Origin of the sequence: Psychrobacter celer, from assembly GCF_016107555.1 — a bacterium.
In the GTDB taxonomy this organism is placed as follows: Bacteria; Pseudomonadota; Gammaproteobacteria; order Pseudomonadales; family Moraxellaceae; genus Psychrobacter; species Psychrobacter celer.
Map to the genome: position 1 here is coordinate 40,386 of NZ_JABASU010000010.1, position 19,028 is coordinate 59,413.

At 48.3% G+C, this 19,028-nt stretch carries 17 protein-coding genes and 1 tRNA gene; 10 read left to right on the plus strand and 8 right to left on the minus strand.

Features of this window, described 5'->3' with window-relative positions; all coding sequences use genetic code 11:
- The first annotated feature begins 17 nt into the window (after nt 1-17).
- Entirely contained in the window at nt 18-1,955 is a 1,938-nt protein-coding gene (gene dnaK / locus JFC05_RS06585; protein WP_105244441.1) for a molecular chaperone DnaK, read from the plus strand.
- Between the two features lie 104 nt (nt 1,956-2,059).
- On the opposite strand, the gene bioC is transcribed toward dnaK, so the two are convergent.
- On the minus strand, nt 2,060-2,884 hold the full coding sequence (gene bioC, locus JFC05_RS06590; protein WP_198336285.1) for a malonyl-ACP O-methyltransferase BioC: 825 nt from the start codon (nt 2,882-2,884) through the stop codon (nt 2,060-2,062).
- Nucleotides 2,885-3,001: 117 nt separating this feature from the next.
- Nucleotides 3,002-4,243, minus strand: a complete 1,242-nt coding sequence (locus JFC05_RS06595; protein WP_198336315.1) for an 8-amino-7-oxononanoate synthase — start codon at nt 4,241-4,243, stop codon at nt 3,002-3,004.
- Between the two features lie 416 nt (nt 4,244-4,659).
- Here JFC05_RS06595 and JFC05_RS06600 point away from each other — a divergent pair, with 416 nt between their 5' ends.
- From JFC05_RS06600 to JFC05_RS06615, 4 genes are all read left to right on the plus strand, one after another.
- On the plus strand, nt 4,660-5,205 hold the full coding sequence (locus JFC05_RS06600) for a porin family protein (protein ID WP_198336286.1): 546 nt from the start codon (nt 4,660-4,662) through the stop codon (nt 5,203-5,205).
- Between the two features lie 144 nt (nt 5,206-5,349).
- Nucleotides 5,350-5,904: a porin family protein gene (locus JFC05_RS06605; protein WP_198336287.1), complete on the plus strand. Its 555-nt coding sequence runs from the start codon at nt 5,350-5,352 to the stop codon at nt 5,902-5,904.
- A gap of 232 nt (nt 5,905-6,136) precedes the next feature.
- Nucleotides 6,137-6,634, plus strand: a complete 498-nt coding sequence (locus JFC05_RS06610) for an NfeD family protein (RefSeq protein WP_105246459.1) — start codon at nt 6,137-6,139, stop codon at nt 6,632-6,634.
- 39 nt (nt 6,635-6,673) lie between these two features.
- Nucleotides 6,674-7,534, plus strand: coding sequence for an SPFH domain-containing protein (locus JFC05_RS06615; RefSeq protein WP_075101278.1), 861 nt, complete (start codon nt 6,674-6,676; stop codon nt 7,532-7,534).
- An 88-nt stretch (nt 7,535-7,622) separates the two neighbouring features.
- Here JFC05_RS06615 and hemN read toward each other — a convergent pair whose 3' ends face one another.
- Together hemN and JFC05_RS06625 are read right to left on the minus strand one after the other, a co-directional pair.
- Nucleotides 7,623-9,083 (minus strand): oxygen-independent coproporphyrinogen III oxidase, encoded by a 1,461-nt coding sequence (hemN, locus tag JFC05_RS06620; protein WP_420850563.1) that lies wholly within the window; start codon nt 9,081-9,083, stop codon nt 7,623-7,625.
- Between the two features lie 354 nt (nt 9,084-9,437).
- On the minus strand, nt 9,438-11,957 hold the full coding sequence (locus JFC05_RS06625; RefSeq protein WP_198336289.1) for a penicillin acylase family protein: 2,520 nt from the start codon (nt 11,955-11,957) through the stop codon (nt 9,438-9,440).
- A 290-nt stretch (nt 11,958-12,247) separates the two neighbouring features.
- Between JFC05_RS06625 and JFC05_RS06630 the strand changes: the two genes are divergently transcribed.
- Nucleotides 12,248-13,846, plus strand: a complete 1,599-nt coding sequence (locus JFC05_RS06630; RefSeq protein ID WP_198336290.1) for a YifB family Mg chelatase-like AAA ATPase — start codon at nt 12,248-12,250, stop codon at nt 13,844-13,846.
- A 71-nt stretch (nt 13,847-13,917) separates the two neighbouring features.
- Here the strand turns inward: JFC05_RS06630 and JFC05_RS06635 are convergent, their stop codons facing one another.
- A complete protein-coding gene (locus JFC05_RS06635; RefSeq protein WP_198336291.1) occupies nt 13,918-14,601 on the minus strand; it encodes a phosphoglycolate phosphatase in 684 nt (227 codons plus the stop codon).
- Between the two features lie 230 nt (nt 14,602-14,831).
- Entirely contained in the window at nt 14,832-15,332 is a 501-nt protein-coding gene (locus tag JFC05_RS06640; RefSeq protein ID WP_105244414.1) for a DUF4385 domain-containing protein, read from the minus strand.
- A 190-nt stretch (nt 15,333-15,522) separates the two neighbouring features.
- On the opposite strand from JFC05_RS06640, the gene JFC05_RS06645 reads away from it, so the two are divergent.
- Nucleotides 15,523-15,879 carry a hypothetical protein gene (locus JFC05_RS06645; protein ID WP_198336292.1) on the plus strand — a complete coding sequence of 119 codons (357 nt, stop codon included), beginning with the start codon at nt 15,523-15,525 and terminating at the stop codon, nt 15,877-15,879.
- An 83-nt stretch (nt 15,880-15,962) separates the two neighbouring features.
- Here JFC05_RS06645 and JFC05_RS06650 read toward each other — a convergent pair.
- Both JFC05_RS06650 and JFC05_RS06655 read right to left on the minus strand, forming a co-directional pair.
- Nucleotides 15,963-16,038: transfer RNA gene (locus JFC05_RS06650), tRNA-Phe, on the minus strand.
- Between the two features lie 147 nt (nt 16,039-16,185).
- On the minus strand, nt 16,186-16,608 hold the full coding sequence (locus tag JFC05_RS06655) for a hypothetical protein (protein WP_198336293.1): 423 nt from the start codon (nt 16,606-16,608) through the stop codon (nt 16,186-16,188).
- 400 nt (nt 16,609-17,008) lie between these two features.
- Here JFC05_RS06655 and hisB point away from each other — a divergent pair, with 400 nt between their 5' ends.
- The 3 genes from hisB to JFC05_RS06670 all read left to right on the plus strand — a co-directional run bounded on the left by hisB (nt 17,009) and on the right by JFC05_RS06670 (nt 18,966).
- Entirely contained in the window at nt 17,009-17,668 is a 660-nt protein-coding gene (gene hisB, locus JFC05_RS06660; protein ID WP_227526355.1) for an imidazoleglycerol-phosphate dehydratase HisB, read from the plus strand.
- 145 nt (nt 17,669-17,813) lie between these two features.
- Entirely contained in the window at nt 17,814-18,449 is a 636-nt protein-coding gene (hisH, locus tag JFC05_RS06665) for an imidazole glycerol phosphate synthase subunit HisH (RefSeq protein ID WP_198336294.1), read from the plus strand.
- A 127-nt stretch (nt 18,450-18,576) separates the two neighbouring features.
- Nucleotides 18,577-18,966, plus strand: a complete 390-nt coding sequence (locus JFC05_RS06670) for a hypothetical protein (RefSeq protein ID WP_198336295.1) — start codon at nt 18,577-18,579, stop codon at nt 18,964-18,966.
- Nucleotides 18,967-19,028: the final 62 nt, after the last annotated feature.

The window sequence follows — 19,028 nt, forward strand, 5'->3', positions numbered from 1 at the left end:
ATTAGGAGCATTTGATTATGGGAAAAGTAATTGGTATTGACTTGGGTACAACCAACTCATGTGTGGCAGTGATGGAAGGTGACAAAGTCAAAGTCATCGAAAACGCTGAAGGTACCCGTACCACACCTTCTATCGTCGCTTATAAAGACGACGAAATCCTCGTTGGTCAATCGGCTAAGCGTCAAGCGGTCACCAACCCAAAAAACACTTTGTTTGCGATCAAGCGTCTGATCGGTCGCCGTTTTGATGACAAAGTGGTACAAAAAGATATCGGCATGGTGCCATACAAAATCGCCAAAGCGGATAACGGTGATGCTTGGGTAGAAGTAAACGGTAAAAAACTAGCACCACCACAGGTTTCTGCTGAAATCTTGAAAAAAATGAAAAAAACAGCAGAAGACTATTTGGGCGAAAAAGTAACAGAAGCGGTCGTAACCGTACCTGCTTACTTCAACGACTCACAGCGTCAAGCCACCAAAGATGCCGGTAAAATCGCCGGTCTTGATGTAAAACGTATCATCAACGAACCAACTGCCGCCGCTCTTGCTTATGGTATGGACAAAAAGCAAGGCGATAGCACCGTTGCTGTATATGACTTGGGCGGTGGTACATTTGATATCTCAATCATTGAGATTGCAGATGTAGACGGTGAGCAGCAGTTTGAAGTACTAGCGACCAATGGTGACACATTCCTTGGCGGTGAAGACTTTGACTCAGCATTGATTGATTACTTGGTCGATGAATTCAAAAAAGAGCAAGACGTCAACCTAAAAGGTGACTCACTTGCGATGCAGCGTCTAAAAGAAGCAGCAGAAAAAGCAAAAATCGAGCTATCAAGCGCTCAAAGCACTGAAGTGAACTTACCATACATCACCGCTGACAGCAGTGGTCCTAAGCACTTGGTCATCACTATCAGCCGCTCTAAGCTTGAGAGCTTAACCGAAGATCTGGTACAGCGTACCATGGGTCCTTGTAAGATTGCTCTTGAAGATGCTGGCCTAAAAGTCGGCGACATCAACGACGTGATCTTGGTCGGTGGTCAGACTCGTATGCCACTTGTACAACAAAAAGTACAAGAGTTCTTCGGTCAAGAGCCACGTAAAGACGTAAACCCTGACGAAGCAGTAGCAGCGGGTGCCGCGATTCAAGGTGCGGTATTGTCTGGTGACAAAACTGACGTTTTATTGCTTGATGTGACACCATTGACGCTTGGTATTGAGACGATGGGCGGCGTAATGACCCCAATCATCGAGAAAAACACCATGATTCCTACCAAGAAATCACAAGTGTTCTCAACAGCAGAAGACAACCAGCCTGCGGTAACCATTCAGGTTTATCAAGGCGAGCGTAAAATCGCTAACCAAAACAAACTGCTTGGCCGCTTTGACTTAACAGATATTCCACCAGCGCCGCGTGGTCTGCCACAAATCGAAGTGACTTTCGATATCAACGCTGATGGTATCATGAACATCTCAGCAACTGACAAAGGTACTGGTAAAGCGCAAAGCATCCAGATCAAAGCAGACTCTGGCTTGTCGGATGAAGAAGTTGAGCAAATGGTACGAGACGCTGAAGCCAACGCAGCTGAAGATGAGAAGTTTGCAAATCTGGCACAAGTTCGTAACGAAGCGGATGGTCGTATCCATGCGGTACAAAAAGCGCTAAAAGAAGCGGGTGATAAAGTCACTGAAGAAGAAAAATCATCAGTAGAAGCGGCAATCTCTGAGTTAGAGACAGCGACTAAAGAAGATGATCATGACGATATCAAAGCCAAACTTGAAGCGCTAGACAATGCTTTCTTGCCTATCAGCCAAAAAATCTATGCTGATAGCGGTGCAGGCGCAGAAGGTATGGATCCAAGCCAGTTCCAGCAAGGCGCGGATGCAGCAAGCAACAACCAAGCCGACGATGATGTTGTCGATGCTGAGTTTACAGAAGTAGACGACAAAAAATAAAACGGCTGATAAGCTGACCGTTGATTAATGTAACAAAAAAACGCACCTTTCGAGGTGCGTTTTTTTATGGCAGTTACCCATTTGATCAACGATCGATATTTGGTTCAACGATCGATATTTGACCCAATAAGCTGGGCGCTAATAATCAGTGCCTCATAAGTGAGTATGACACCAGCGTCTCCCGCCTCATCTGTCGCCGAAAACTGCTGCCAGTAGCGCCGCTCAAATTGCTGTAAGCTCGATTTGTTCCAAATGAAAGGCAAGCGCGGGCTGGCTTTGTTTTGCGTTTGATTGGTCGATACACCAGTGAGTTTCATATGTTTGAGTACCGCATAAGGACTAGAAAACGTCACATCAAAGCGCCGTGTCGATAGCACAATATTGTCAAACCCAGCGTGATGCAATGCCAAGCGCCATTGTTGCATGTCAGGATAGTGAAGCCCTTGACCAGTCAGGGCTTTGATTTGCAAAAAATTATTAGGCGTAAAGGTGCTAAAGGCCAGCTGGCCACCTGCTTGGAGGCGAGAGGCAGAGTGGGCAACAAAGCTAAGAGGATTATCAAACCATTGCACAGCATTGGCACTGACAATCAAACTATGTTCTCCTTTGAAGTCGATAGTTTCAGCGTCGCCGATGGCGATCTGAGCATTTGGCAAAATGCCTTGTAGGGTAGCTGTTTTCTCGGCGCATAGCTCATTGATCAGCCAGTGCTGGCTTTGAATGTGCTCGGCCAATAGGCGGGTCATCTGACCTGTACCTGCACCAATCTCTAAGACGCTATCTTGCGTTTTTTTTGGGATGGTCGCCAGCAAGTCGTGACAGATCTTTTGCTGGATAGTGGCGTGCTCATCATAATGACTGGCATTGGCAAAATGGCGCGCGATGGTTTGCTTTCTGTGATCTAGCTTGAGTGCGGCTGAGTGTGTCATCTATGCTATTACATCCTGTCGGCGAGCCATTTTTCCTAAACCATATCATCGTCTTTGACTGATCGTAAGGCATCTGTACGTCATCGCTAGTAGCGATTCAACCTATATTTAAGACAACTACAGCTGCTGAATTAACCGCTCACAGTCATCATAGGTCAGTTTGGCATTCATTACTAGACGAATGCGCGCGCTGTTAGCAGGCACCGTAGGCGGCCTAATAGGCAGTGCATAAAACCCAGCGGCCTGTAGCTGCTGGGCTTTGGTCAGTGTGCGCGCATTATCGCCCAGTATATAAGGGACGATAGGCGAGGTATAGGCGCTGCTGACTGCACTGGTAGAGTATTTGAGGGCAATGGCCTCGCTTAGCTCGGTAGACAGTAGCGCCAAATGCGTCCGTGCCGACGTCAAGCTTGGCATTTTGGCCAACACAAAACGTGTCCAAGCATGGTTGATGGGCGGCAATGCGGTACTAAAGATAAGTGAGCGCATGTGATTGACCAGCCAGCGCTTGATGATTTCATCACACATGATATAAGCGCCAACGGAGGCAAATGCCTTGCCAAAGGTACCAACCAAATAATCAATCTGCCCGAGTGTCTGCGTTTCCTCTGCCAGCCCAAGCCCTGTCTCCCCTAAGACCCCGATAGCATGAGCTTCGTCGACATACAGCTCAATGCGCGTATCTTGAGCTTTTATTTGTACCAGCTGTTGTAAGTCTGCGCGATCACCATCCATACTAAACACGCTTTCGGTCACGATAATGATGCGCCTGATATCGTCATCAGCTCGCTCGATAAGCCGAGCCAGATGCGCGTAGTCATTATGACGATAACGGCGATAGCCAACGGTTTTGTTTTGGCTAAGGCGCAGCCCATCGATGATACTGGCGTGCACCAGCTTATCTGCTAATACCAGCGTTTTGATGGGTAAGGCGGTCAGCGCGGGCAAAATACCGATATTGGCATGGTAGCCGCTGTTAAATACCAACACAGATTTTGGCCTACTCAGATTGCTAGGGCTGCTAGGACTATTAGAGGCATCTTCTGCCGTTTGATACCACGCTTGCATCTCAAGCTCTAAGGCTTGTAACTGCGTGTCGTCTCCTGTGAGTAGCCTTGAGGAGGTGGCACTCATCTTAGGATAATGCGTGTCAGATAATTTATCCATCTGCTCAAAAAATGCCCTTTGTAGCCTACTGTCGCTGCTCAAGCCCAGATAGTCATTACTGGCGATATTTAGTAAGCGTTTGCCTTGATAAATAACATAGCGCCCATCATGTGCCAGCGTAGGTATCTGCCGATACTGCTCATTTTTCTTTAACGTCTGTAGTGCTTGCTCCAGCTCGTCCTTGAGGGTCATCATCTATTTTTCCTGTTATTTTGATAAAACAAAGCGATTTTTTGGCCTTTTTCGGTCTCTTTGTCCCTTGCGACTAGGGCCTGTCTTTTATTCGATCGGTAATCGTCTAACTGGGTGAAACACGAGGATACGCTCGATAAAACCTAGTGCTCAGATAAACGTGCTGCCATCGCTTTCGATGAAATAAGTAGGAATTATTGCACAAAAACGGAGGTTGTAACAAAAGATTTCATATCTTTGCCTTTGTAACCCACACGCTGATAAATACTTGCAAATCTTAACTCTCATACCATCAAACACTGACAGAGAGCTTGAAATAGTTTGTTACTATCTATTCATCGTTAGCAAACAAGGCGATAAGGCCAAAAGCCTATATAAATAGATAACTTGTTTGTCATAGTTTTAAGGAGCTTATCATGAATACTCTACAAAAAACCCTACTTGCACTAGCTACTGGTTCATTGTTGACAGTCAGTGCTCAATCTGCGACGACTTATAGTAACGGCTACACAGGCCAACCTTATGTGGGTGTAAAAGTCGGTCAGTTTGACTTAGATATCGACGATGCTGATGACCCAACAGCTTATGGTGTTTATGGTGGTTATAACTTTGACCAAAACTTCGGTATCGAAGCAGAATATGTCGGCTCAGACGATGCTGACTACATAAATGGTGACCTAGATGCCAAAACGTATGGTGCTTATGGTACGGCTCGCTACCAGTTTCCAAACACGGGCTTATACGCCAAAGGCAAACTAGGGGTAGCCAAAACTGAAGTAGAAGGCGATTACACTGTGGGACCAGTTAAAGTTTCAAATTCTAGTAGTGATACTGGTATCGCTGGTGGTGTTGGCTTGGGCTATTCGGTGAATCCTGACTTTGGCGTAGAAGCTGAATACGCCATGATGGATAGCGATGTTGATGCCAAACTATTAACAGTGGGCGCTCATTTAAAATTCTAAATCGATGATGAAATGACTTAAAGTCTACCGGATTAGAACTTTATAAGAGAAATGCAATCATTGAGAAACGACAGTTTTCTATCTCGTTTCTCAAACCAATACTCTATATAAGATTGACGAACTACACTATCTTAGGGGAATATTATGAAAACTTTACAAAAGACACTATTGGCTTTAGCGGCAGGTTCATTACTCACCGTAGGCGCACAAGCTGCTGTTACTTATGGTAATGGTTACACCGGTCAAGCCTACGTCGGTGCCAAAGTCGGTCAATTTGATCTAGACGTCAATGATGCTGATGATCCAACGGCTTATGGTATCTATGGGGGTTATAATTTTGACCCTAACTTTGGTATCGAAGCTGAGTATGTCGGCTCAGATGATGCAGATTATCGCGGTGGCGATATTGATGCTAAGTCTTATGGCGCTTATGGTACTTACCGCTATCAGTTCCCAAATACAGGGTTATACGCCAAAGGTAAACTAGGTGTGGCAAAAACTGAGATAGAAGGGGACTATACGCGCAATATTGGCAATACTGAAATCAGAACCGAGACGTATTCGGACAGTGATACGAGCCTAGCAGGCGGTGTTGGTCTTGGTTATTCAGTGAATCCAAACTTTAGCGTTGAAGCTGAATACGACAAGTTGGGAAGTGATGCTGATCTAATGACTGTTGGTGCTCAGGTGAAGTTCTAAGGCATTGATTGACCACACCTTATATTTATATATCAGACAAAAAACGATCGCTTTGGCGGTCGTTTTTTTATGTGGCAAAGGTTATTCGGCGCTTTTTGATTTCATCTAAGATATGGGCGTTGTGTTATGAGTGGTGTATATTGATGATTTTTAAGAGGTTATAAACGCTCAAAGTATGCTACATTGAAAGCTAGGATAGCAAGCTAGGATGATTCAAACAGGGTGGGTGGCAATGATGGAGATGTTTTTGATGATTGAGCCTTGGCATTGGTTGGTACTGGGCTTTTTGTTGCTGATTGTTGAGATGTTTGTACCGACATTCGCCAGCCTGTGGTTTGGTGCCGCTGCCATTATTGTTGCAGCATTGGCTTGGCTCTTGCCGATTTCTCTTTTTGTGCAAGTTGTTATTTGGTTGGTGCTGTCGGCGGTGTTTTTAGTGGCATGGTTTAAGTTTATCAAGCCTTTATCAGTGGACCGTACCAAAGCTGGATTGGGCGGTGGTGTCATCGTGGGTGAGACAGGGATGATTGTGCTATCACCGCAGCCCGAGCGCGCAGGTATCGTGCGCTTTAGTGTCCCTATCGTTGGCGCGGCAGAGTGGATGTGCCGCACCACAGGAGAGGAGATTGCAGTTGGTGAGCGGGTGGTGGTGACAGATATCGTGGGCAATGAGCTGATCGTCAGAAGTATGCAGTCGCCTACGCTGAGCCAAAAAAATAGGCAATTTTGACTGCCAGTCAAATACAATTATCAATTATAGGGATGAGTTATGGAAAGCTTTAGCATTGTGATGGTGGTGTTGATTGCACTGGTAGTCTTTACCGTGTTTAAAGGGGTGCGCATCGTACCGCAAGGTTATAAGTGGGTGGTGCAGCGACTGGGTAAATATAGCCAGACGCTAGAGCCTGGTCTCAACCTTATTATCCCTTATGTCGATGACGTCGCGTATAAAGTCACCACCAAAGACATCGTACTTGATATTCCATCGCAAGAAGTTATCACCCGTGATAACGTGGTCATCATCGCCAACGCGGTGGCTTATATCAATATCGTCCGCCCGGACAAAGCGGTCTATGGTATTGAAGACTATGAGTATGGTATTCGTAACCTTGTGCAGACGTCGCTGCGCTCGATCATCGGTGAGATGGATTTGGATAACGCACTATCTAGTCGTGAGGAGATTAAAACCAAGCTCAAGCATGCCATTTCAGAAGACATCGCTGATTGGGGTATCACACTCAAAACAGTCGAGATCCAAGACATCAACCCCTCAGATACGATGCAAGCATCGATGGAAGAGCAGGCGGCGGCTGAGCGTTTGCGCCGTGCGACAGTGACGCGTGCCGATGGACAAAAACAGGCCGCTATCTTAGAAGCAGATGGTCGCCTAGAAGCCTCCCGTCGTGACGCTGAAGCACAAGTGGTGCTGGCCAAAGGCTCTGAGGAGTCCATTCGCTTGATTACCGCTGCGATGGGTGATGAAGAGATGCCGATTGTTTATCTGCTAGGCGAGCAATACATCAAGTCGATACGTCAACTTGCAGAGTCTGATAACTCAAAAATGGTGGTACTGCCTGCAGATATCTTGAGCACGGTCAAAGGTATGGTTGGCGATAAGTTTAAGGTGTAACAACGCTACGGTTGAGCGCTCATATTGACATAACAAAAGACCTCAAAAACGAGGTCTTTTTTGTGCATAAAGTATTTTTTAAAGTACATTAAATCACTTTAGAAAAGCGGTTTTTGTGCTTTTTGTCCAAATATTCATCAAACACCATGGCGACGTTGCGACCGAGTAGACGACCTTTTGGCAGCACACGAATACCAGCGGCATCCATATCGATAAGTCTGTCCTCTTGCATCGCGCCTAACTGCGCAATCTCATCAATAAAATAGGTGATGGCATCGATACCAAATTTTTGATTGATGTCTTTAAAGTCGATGTAGTCGTGACACAGCAGATTCATGATCACATACTCGCGCAAGCGATCTTTGATAGAGGTTTTGATCACTTTGACCGCAGGCATGATGGCCAGATTGTGCTGCGCGGCATCGATGGTGGCTTGATAAGCTTGCAGGTCGGTATCGTTTTGCAAGATATAGCGGCTATTGGCATTGGCGATTTGACTGATCGATGAGACCCCAAAGCCGAGCAAATCACAGTCGCCCATGATGGTATAGCCCTGAAAATTGCGATGCAACTTACCCTCGCGCTGTGCCACAGCCAGCTCGTCATCGGGCTTGGCAAAGTGGTCGATGCCAATGTATTGATAGCCTGCCTCGGTGAGCGTGTTAATGGTGTTGCCCAGCATGGTCAGTTTGGCCGCAGGGCTAGGTAAATCCGCTTCTTTGATTTGGCGCTGGGCTTTAAAGCGCTCCGGCAGATGCGCGTAGTTAAACACCGACAGCCGGTCGGGTGCCATCTCGATGATGCGACGTACGGTTTGCTCCAATGTCTCAGGCGTTTGATGCGGCAGACCGTAGATCAGATCGATATTGATAGAATGAAAGCCCAATTCGCGTGCTTCAGTAAGTACGTTTTCGATTAATTCCGCTGAATGCACGCGGTTGACGGCGATTTGGACGCTCTCCTCTAAGTCTTGTACCCCTAAACTGATGCGGTTAAAGCCCAGATCGCGTAGGACCTTGAGGGTGTTGCCGCTCAGCTCACGCGGATCAATCTCGATAGAGTAGTCGCCTTCATCATCACTCAAAAACTCAAACTGCGTTTGTAAAAACTCCCACAGCTGTACCATCTCTTCATCACGCAAAAAAGTTGGCGTACCGCCGCCTAGGTGTAGCTGCTTGACGACTGGGTTCTTGCCACCTTCAGTGGTCAATAAGCGCCGCTTGAGTTTAATTTCAGCGATGAGATACTCTAAGTAGTCGCCTGAGTCGCTATTTTTCTTAGTAATGATTTTATTGCAAGCGCAGTAATAGCAAAGGTGGCGACAGAACGGAATATGAAAATATAAAGACAGCGGCGCCCGCGCTTCGCGATTTTTTAGAATTTTGGTCTCTAAATCTACTGGTATCGGGGTAAACTCCAGCGCTGTTGGATAAGAGGTATAACGTGGCCCTGAACGATTGTATTTTTGGATCATCGCTTCATCAAACGCTGGCAGCTGCTTGCTGGTGATACTGCCGCGCGTACTGGCATATGGGTTGTCAGGCTGCATGACAGGGCGCGTGGTCGTCGGCTGCTCGTCAGCGCGGTTGTAGGGCTGCTGAGTATCTGGTTGTGAGTATTCTGTCATACGGCATTCCTCGGGTTGACCATACAGGCTGCGGTTTTGGGTGCCGCTTTTGGTTGTATAGAGATGACTGACTTGCTACCGCTAGTATAACAAATCCCTACCAGTAGTGGGGAGACGACTTATAGTAGTTGGGTAAGGACTGGGATGTGGGGAAGTGATAGCGGGGGTGTAAAGGCTTAGAATTGCTACGCTCTTGAAACGGCGCTTGCTCAGCAGAAAAAAAGACCTCAGCGGTGTGGTCTGAGGTCTTTTGATAAGGTTAAATAGCAGTTGGTTTTACTCGGTTAATTGCAGCGTATCGCCCACCGCGTGAGTTGCAATCTCACCGGCACTAAACGGCAGGCGAATCCAGTCTTTTGCAGAGTAACGCCGCGTCTGGTCACGGTTATAAGGGCGTGTGCTATCCGCGGATTGCGAATACGCCAGTAAGGCGTTGACCACAGGGCCTTTGTCATCAAACGTCACCGCTTGCATATATGTCGGGCCGTTATTGATAAAGGCATACTCGCTGGCATCAGCGTTTGGTGCTGGGCCGCGCGCTACGTTAAAGACGCCTTCACGTCCTTGGCCGCCATGCATCGGAATACGCTCGTTGTTTTTGCTGGCATCAAGGGTGTATTGTAGCTCGCCCAATGTGGCATCGAGCGCCACGCCATTGTTTTGAAAGTAGGCAATCGCATCTGCCAAGGCGGCACGGGTGCCCGCTGTGATTTTAAGATCGCGCGGTGTGTTGATAGGGTCAGACTCATCAAACGGCACATCAAAAGCATCATCAGTGGTTTCGGTAAAGTCGACATTGCGCCAAAACTCTCTAAAGACATGAGCGCCCCTACTGTCTAAGTTATTACGGCGGTCCCAATTGCTCAGCACTGTGCAGGCTTGGGTCGCGTCGATACTGCCACCGCTCGATAACGTCAGCATCGGGTTGGCGGCGCAGTCAGCGAGGACATCATCAAGCACTAGCTCCGCGACATAACTGCGGTTGCCATAGACCACTTGTTGGAGGTTTTCTAGAGTAAAGGTGTCGCCGCCTAACCCATCTGAGTTGTCCAAACGATCAAATATCTGCTGAAAACCCATACGCGTGCGCATCAATAACGGTACGCCATCTGGTGGATTGGCCGAGATAAAGGGGGTTAAGCGCCGACGCAGTAGTGGTGAAAAATCGGTCAATGGCTGATTTGGATTGCTAAACCAATAGCTGTCATTGGAGTTGGCCACATAATCATCACGTATCAAAAAAGGTAGGTTTGATGCGCCAAAAATCCCAGCTTGCGGCGAATCTGCATCATTGCCCCATTCACAAGCGGCCTTGCTACCATTGAGCGCGGGTAAATCAAAACTGACAATGCCTTGTAAAAACGGCTGTCCTGCGATGCAGCTCTTTAGCTTGTCTGCAGTCACATGAGGGACGGTTGAGATATCAGCGTACAAGGCTTTGCCCTGTCTATCTGCAGCGATGGTATTGACAAAACCAAGCCCGACGGTGTCTTGCATACGCTCTTTTAAATCTTCGACGCTATCGGCTTTATTCATACTAAGCCATTGGTTAAGTGAGCGCGGGTTTTCTGAGGCAGCATCACGAATGGTAAAGGCCAGATTGTTACTGCCCCATGCTGGCAGGAGACCGTTGACGGTGTTGACCGCGAGCATCGGACCATAATGCGACAGATAGATGGGCTGAGTCAGGCTGCCGTTGTCAGGCAGCTGGATCGTCACATCGACTTTTTTGATGTCGCGCTCCTCGACAGCGCCTTCAGTGTTTTCATAGGTATATTTCATCGGATCGCCATCGACTAGGTTAAGCTGATAGAGCGTAAAGCGTTTGGCGGTAGAGACGGTATGGCTCCAAGCGACGTCTTTATTAAACCCAATATTGGGAAATGGCTGACCTTGCTGAGCGGCGCCCATGACGTCTAGCTCGCCTGGCAAGGTGAGATGAAATTGATAAAAACGCTGTACGCCATCCCAAGGCTCGTGCGGGTTGCCATAGAGAATACCGCGCTGGGTGCCGGTGACCCCACTGCCCAAGGCGTAAGCATTACTGCCGCCATCCATCACATTGATGGTGGTCATATCAAAATCAAAGCCCGCCGCCAGCTCTGATGCTGAGGCCGATGAAGAAGAGTATAGCGATGTCTCTGATGCCGCACCTGAGCTGGTAGGCAGCCTACGGCTCGTCATAGCTGTATCTACTGCAGGCGGGGCTGCTGCGACGATGGGCGCAACAAAATTGGCAAGCCCGCCGCGCAAGTTAGCCTTACCATAAAGCGCAAGCAAGTCATCGGTATCGATTTCTTGTACCCATGGCGCGCCTGCACACTCAGGGTCGATGTTGCCCACCCCTGTATCGCGCAAGTAGCGACTATAGCCTGCCGCATAGCCTGCTACGGCATCAAGTACTTCTGGCTGTTGGGCGGCCAAAAACTGCTGGCGTTTGGCAGGCGAGTTGTACCAGGTATAAAACACATCGCTGGTGACATCACCGTCCTCGCCCAGATAGAGCATACTCTGACCACGAGCGACCACGATTTCGCGGGCCAGCGAGCAGATATTGTCCTCGGCAAAGGCATAACCAACGCCGTATCCTAGGCTTTTATAGTCTTTTGCGGTGATATGCGGGATGCCAAACTCGGTGCGCTGGATGTCCACCTCGTAGGTGGTCGTGGGCTGGGCGGTATCAGCGTTATTAAAACTGTTGTCACTATCCGAACAACCGAATAGAGCTAAGGAGACGGCCACTGTCAGTAGCGTAAGGGTCGGCACACGCCGATGCTTAAGCACATTGATGCTCATAACTTATCCATCCTTGGTTGGTTAAAAAAGCGTGGTACATAAAGCTCGACTCAATCAGCTTTATGAGGCAATAACATCCTTTTATTGCGCATGCGTTTAAGACTAGGGTTGAGATTAAGACGCATCTATTCATCATATAACAATATAGAAGTGTGATGCTAGTGCTGCCTTATTTAACGCATCGGTATTAAATGATATTAAAATTGAAAACAAAGCGAGTGAGACACGACATTTGCGCACTGATAATTAATGTTTTATTATCGATTGATTCCCTATATTAGGAAGTACTGATGTCGTTTGCTCAAGTCTATACCCGCTCAGTCGTCGGGCTGCATGCCCCCAAGGTCATCATTGAGGTGCATTTATCGCAAGGCTTGCCTGCACTCACCATTGTGGGTTTGCCAGAGGCGGCCGTCCGTGAGAGTAAGGATCGCGTACGCTCCGCCATCTTAAACTCAGGTTTTCAATTTCCCAATCGTCGTCTGACCATCAACTTAGCGCCAGCGGACCTGCCAAAAGATGGCGCGCGGCTGGATTTGCCGATTGCGATTGGTATCTTAGCGGCGAGTGGTCAGATCGAGCCTGAGAGCTTGTCCGCGTTTGAGTTTATCGGTGAGCTGGCGCTAAATGGCGAGCTGCGCCAAGTCAGCGGCAGTCTGGCAGTAGCACGGGCGATAAAATCAGAAGGGGTAACGGCGCGGTTAGGGCAGATGACAACGACAGCTGACCCAAAAGGCTGCGCGCAAAAAGAAGATCAGAAAGAAGCTAGCGCGCAAAAACTGCCGCAGTTGATCGTGCCCATGGACAATGGTGCTGAGGCCAGCCGCGTCGAGGGTGTAGATGTATTGGCCGCTGAGAGCTTGCAGGCTGTGTGTGAGCACTTACAGTCACTGACTGAACCAAACGCGACCTCTCAGCGTTTACCCATTGTCACGCCCAGCACCGTGCAGCGGCATGTCGGCTATCAGGTAGATTTGGCTGATGTCAAAGGCCAGCATCATGCCAGACGGGCATTAGAGATTGCGGCAGCAGGCGGTCATTCGTTACTGTTTACAGGGCCGCCTGGCTCTGGCAAGACGCTGATGGCATCGAGATTGCCGACCATCTTGCCAGATTTGAGTGATGAGGAGGCGCTGGAGGTAGCCAGCACTTACTCGGTGGCAGACAGTGATTATGATTATGGTACACGGCCCTTTCGTCAAGTGCATCACACCATATCGGCAGTGGCACTGGTGGGCGGTGGCTCACGTCCGAAACCTGGTGAAATAACACTTGCTGATAAGGGGGTTTTATTTCTCGATGAGCTACCAGAGTTTGATCGTACTGTGCTTGAGGTCTTGCGTCAGCCGTTGGAGGCCAAGCAAATCACCATCAGCCGTGCCAACTCACAAATGACCTTTCCGGCCAGCTTTCAGCTAGTAGCGGCGATGAACCCTTGCCCATGTGGCTATGACGGTGATGGCTCGGGACGCTGCCGCTGTCGACCTGAGCAGATCAAGCGCTATCAAGACAAACTCTCAGGGCCGCTACTTGATCGTATTGATTTGCACATCACTGTACCTGCACTACCCATCGCAGACTTACAGAACGCGCAGACAGGCGAAACCTCCGCCCAAGTCCGCGAGCGTGTTGCCGCCGCGCATCAACGCCAAATAACGCGGCAACACAAGGTCAATAATGCACTGAGCCCAAGCGAGATCGATAAGTATGTGCCACTGGGTGAGGGCGAGCAGCAACTGTTGCAGTTGGCGCAGCAGCGACTTAATTTATCGGCGCGTGGCTATCATAGAGTCTTGCGCGTTGCTCGTACCATTGCCGATCTTGCCGCTAGTCATGATGTCACCAGCGCTCATTTGTCAGAGGCGCTCAGCTATCGGGGCAAAGCATAAGAGCAAATCAGGCTCGCCTAAGTTAAAGGTCTATAGGCTGTATTATCAATGTATAGACTGTATTTTATTGCTTATGCATCGTTTTGCAGGATCCATTGCACTAAGGCGGCAAAGTCATCAAACGCATGGGTGGGATTTAGCTTACGAATATCTTGTCCATAGTTGTAGCCATAAGACAGCCCCAGCGTGTCCATACCGGCGTTTTGGCCGGCCAAGATATCATTTCTAGAATCGCCTATCATGATGGCTTGTGCTGGCGTGACGCCCAGCGTTTGGCAGACATGTAGCAGCGGCGCGGCATCTGGTTTTTTTTGCGGTAAGCTATCGCCGCCGAGCACAGCACTAAACAGCTCTTGCCAGCCGAAGGACTGTAAGATTTTTGGGACAAAACCAATGGGTTTGTTGGTGACCAAAGCCAGGGTGTAGCCCGCTGCTTTTAGTTGTTTGAGACCATTATCGACGTCTGGATAGGCGACCGTTTTGCTACCGCTGATATCTTTATAAGCCGTAAAAAACACCGCTTCGGCGTGATCCAGAGTGTCTGTATTTAGCTCGTCTTCTAGCACCTCTATTTTGCCGACCAAGGCACGTGCCACCAGCATGCGTGAGCCGTTGCCGACCCAATTACGTATAGTATCAATAGGGTAGGTGTCTTTGCCAAGTGTGCTTAGCATGGCGTTTACGGCATCGGCCAAGTCTGGTACGCTATCGATGAGCGTACCATCAAAATCAAAAATCAACAGTTGCTTATCCATTATTCCTCTCGGTTTTGTGTTGCTATAGCGGATTTAAGATAGCTTCGATGCCCAAACAATACCAAGCAATATAAGGCAAGGCAGGCAAGCGACAGTGTGCAATGAGTGGGGGGCGCTGCAAGCGAGCCAAGCGCCGTATCTATTTTATACAAGGATAGCTATCTTGATCGTCTGTGCTACCATAGCACAGCTAAGCTTTTGCACCCACTTTTATGCAGGCTTAAATATCGCTAGTCGACATCTTTATAGCGCTCGCGGTGCGCTTTTTTCATTTGTAGATAGGTGTCATTTTTACGGCACGCGTCCCATTTTTGCTTAAAAATACGAGCGGACTCTGCTTTGATAGGGTCCTCTTGCTGACGCGGTAACTCTTCGCGGCCATGCGCGCCGCTTTGGCCTTTTTTATCGTCAGGTACCGCCCCTTTGTATTTTTTGCCGCCCTTGTGATTGGCATAGCGCCGCGCGCGTGTGTAGCCCATTTGGATAAACTTGCGCGCCATGTCAGCACCAACAAAATCATCCTTTGCCAAGTAATCCAAAAACATCTGATAAATCGTCTCGCTGCTTTGCTTGGCAACCTCAGGAGTGGCAAAGCGCCAGTATGGCAAAATCTCAGACTTATAAGGCTCGACCAACAGCACTCCTTGCTCGCCGCGCCCGACTCGGTATAGCTCAGGCTGCGCGCGCAGGTCTAGGTTTTTATAATCTAAGTCATAATCAAACTCTCGCATCGTGTGCCCTTATCCTTTGTATGATGTTTACGGCTACTATCGAGTATACTGAGCGCAGCTGTCTAAAAAACAGCGCAAAAGTGTTATACAACCGTGACAGTGAGCGATTACTATATGAATCACCGCTGCTGGCTTTATCGCTAAGGCCAGCATTAGATAGCGTTTGATGATTACTGAGTAGGTCAAAACCATGACAATAAAACGTATAAAACCATTTGGCATCACCCCGATTTTATTTTCAAAATATAGGTTGGGTGTCGCGGCGCTACTCATCAGTGTACTCAGTACCACGGCGGCATATGGCGCGTGGTTTGAGCGTTTTATCCCGCAGGGTGAGACCTATACCGTACGAGAGATAGACCGTGACTTGGCCTTTGTGATTGATGGTTTTATCTATGATGCGCGCACGTCGTGCTTTTTGGCGGTGGGGGATCGGGTGGTGTTTTTTGAGGGGCGTCATGGTATTGATTACCGTGCAACGATCTATGACTTGGATTCACGCGAGCGCTGTGAGCTGTTATTGCGCGGTAGGCTATACCAGCGTTAAGTGAGTATTAATCCATAAAAATCAGCCATAAAAAAACCCCAAACATTTCTCAATGTTTGGGGTTTTAGAATCTAGTAAACGAATGGTGGCTCGAGGCAGGATCGAACTGCCGACACACGGATTTTCAATCCGTTGCTCTACCGACTGAGCTATCGAGCCGTCTTCGTTGAGGCGCTATTAAACTAAATATCGCCGCTGCTGTCAAGGGGTTTTTGCATTTTATGTGATAAAAGTCTCTATATCCGTCAATATAAGCGAAATAATCGGGTTTTGTCTTACTTTGAGTGATTGAATTGAGGACACGCCCTAGTCTTTGACGCGCAGCAGCTCATACTCGCTCATGATACGATGAATAGCATCATCGGCAGGGACGAACTCTCGCACGCCTTTTTTGACCTCGGCATCATAGACCAGCTTGATAAACTTGGCATCAATCGCGCGTTTGCGGTTTTCTAGATGTACGGTGAGGTACTGTAGGCGTTTGGCATTGGTTTGTCCGTCATCGAAGCAAGCCACCGCAGCGATGGGCTTATCATTAAACATGCCGACGTATAGATATTGCCCACGGCTAAACCCTTGCTCAACGAGCCGAAGCACCTCTGCACCACTAGGCTGGGTTTCATCGCTGTCATATAGTGCCGCCAAGCGCTCGGCCAGCTCATTGTCGCGTGCAGGTTTTTTGATCAGCGGGGCGTCTAAGCGGTTGATGGCAATGGCTTCTAAAGGCATGGCAGTTGTTCCTATCAAAAATGGAATGTTATAAATAGACAGTGATAAGGTCAGGTCGGTATAAACAAGATAGCACGCGGCATTACAGCGTCACAGCATTGATGATTGATAAAACTCAATGCACTATTTTAGCAGAATACGCAGATTTTGTGCGTGGTTTGGCGCTTGGCCGTGGCGGTCGTGGTTAGGGTTTGCTATGATGCAGGTAGGCCGCGTATTGTCTCTGACAGACAGACTGCATTTAGCCCGTGCGCGCCAGCCGTATTTTAGTCTTTTTTAATCTTTTATCATTGACAGACTTTGTTGACACCGCTCGCAACGTACGAGTGTTTATTGGACGTTTATCGTCCTATTTTATTGAGCACATTTTATTGACCGCTTTTATTGATAGAGAGTAGCCATGACAGCCAATTCGACCACCCATACCCCTGAACAGTCCTTGCCTCAAACCCCAAACCTACATGGCCGTCCAGCGCGCACCGCCACCGTCGAGCGCAATACCGCTGAGACCCAAGTCAAATGTACAGTCAATCTCGATGGCACCGGTCAAGGCGTCGTCGATACAGGGGTGCCGTTTTTGGATCATATGATCGATCAGATCAAGCGTCATGGTCTCTTTGATTTAGATATAAAATGCACAGGCGATACCTATATCGATGACCATCACAGTGTCGAGGACACCGGTATTACTTTGGGCCAAGCGTTTAACAAAGCTTTGGGCGACAAAAAAGGCATCCGCCGTTATGGGCATTTTTATGCGCCGCTCGATGAGTCATTGACTCGCGCGGTCGTCGATCTCTCAGGGCGTCCAGGTCTGCATATGGATATTCCATTTACCCGCTCACATGTCGGCAAGTTCGATGTCGATCTGTTTAGCGAATTCTTTTACGGCTTTGTCAACCACTCATGGATGACCGTGCATTTGGACAATCTTAAAGGCAAAAACAGCCATCACCAAATCGAGTCGACCTTTAAAGCCTTTGCTCGCGCCCTGCGTATGGCCTGTGAATATGATGAGCGAGCGCTAAATACCTTACCGTCGACCAAAGAAGCGTTTTAAGGATAGGTACGGTGCTGCTACGGTCACAGCCGCGCTTATTGCACGGCTTGTACAGTTGGCGCTTTTGTTCGTAGCAGAATTTTATCTATACCTCATTCGCTGTTATCAAATATAATAAAAACGATTCAAAAACGAGAACCAATCAATGACCAAAATCGCCTTATTAGATTATGGCATGGGTAATTTGCACTCAGCTGGCAAAGCATTGTCAGCGGTAGGGGCAGACGTCTCTATCACCAATGACCCAAAAGTTGTCGCTGCTGCTGACAAAATCGTCTTCCCCGGTGTCGGTGCCATGCGCGATTGTATGGCTGGTATGGCCGCTGCGGGTATCGATGATGTCGTACGCGACGCGATATTTAACAAACCCGTGATGGCCATCTGTGTCGGTATGCAAGCGCTGTTTGAGCAATCGGCAGAAAATGGCGGCACAAATTGCCTAGGCATCCTAAACGGTAGCGTAGAAGCCTTTGATCCGGCGTGGAAAGACAAGCAAGGCGCGACGATTAAAGTACCGCACATGGGCTGGAATACCATTAGCGGTATGGACTTTCACCATCCATTGTGGCGCGGTATCGATGACCATGCGTATTTTTATTTTGTGCACAGTTTTTACTGCGTTCCTGCCGATAGCACACAAGTGGCCGCTGTTTGCGACTATGGCCAGCCGTTTTGTGCCAGCGTGATCCAAGACAACTTGTTTGCCACCCAGTTTCACCCCGAAAAAAGCCATACCGCTGGCTTGCAACTGTTAAAGAACTTCGTTGAGTGGGATATATAGCCAGACAACGCTGTCTTTTTCATCAGTAGTCACGCTGAACAGATATCAGCTTGAAAGGTGAGTCGACGGCGCTGTTCACTTCTTATAGGCCGCAGCTATTGCTTGCTGTTATATACGGAAAACACCAGTGGATTTTACTGCCTTTAAAATCAATATCATCGATGTCACAGGCCTAGCCAAAGATGCGCTGCACATCTATGTCGGTGTCGGGGTCTATCTGCTGTGCCTGCTGATACTGCGCCCTCTTATCAAAAATCAAAATCTCAGAGCTTTTATGGCACTGCTGGTGGTGATGAGCGTGGCGCTGCTCGGGGAGTATCTGGATAATCGCCATATCATCCTTCCAAAAGGGGTGTTTGCGCTGGGAGTCTTGGATATCAAAGCCAGCCTACACGACCTGATAAACACCTGCCTGCTGCCCTTGGTGCTGTATGCGGCCAATAAATGGCTAAAAATATTTCAGCCCACCCCCCATGCCAAAGTCTTGCTTAAGCGCCATAAAAAAATGGACGGCTAGCTTTTGCTGTCGCCCGCCACTATAGTTAATCCGATATAAAAACGATACAGCGAGAAGATACG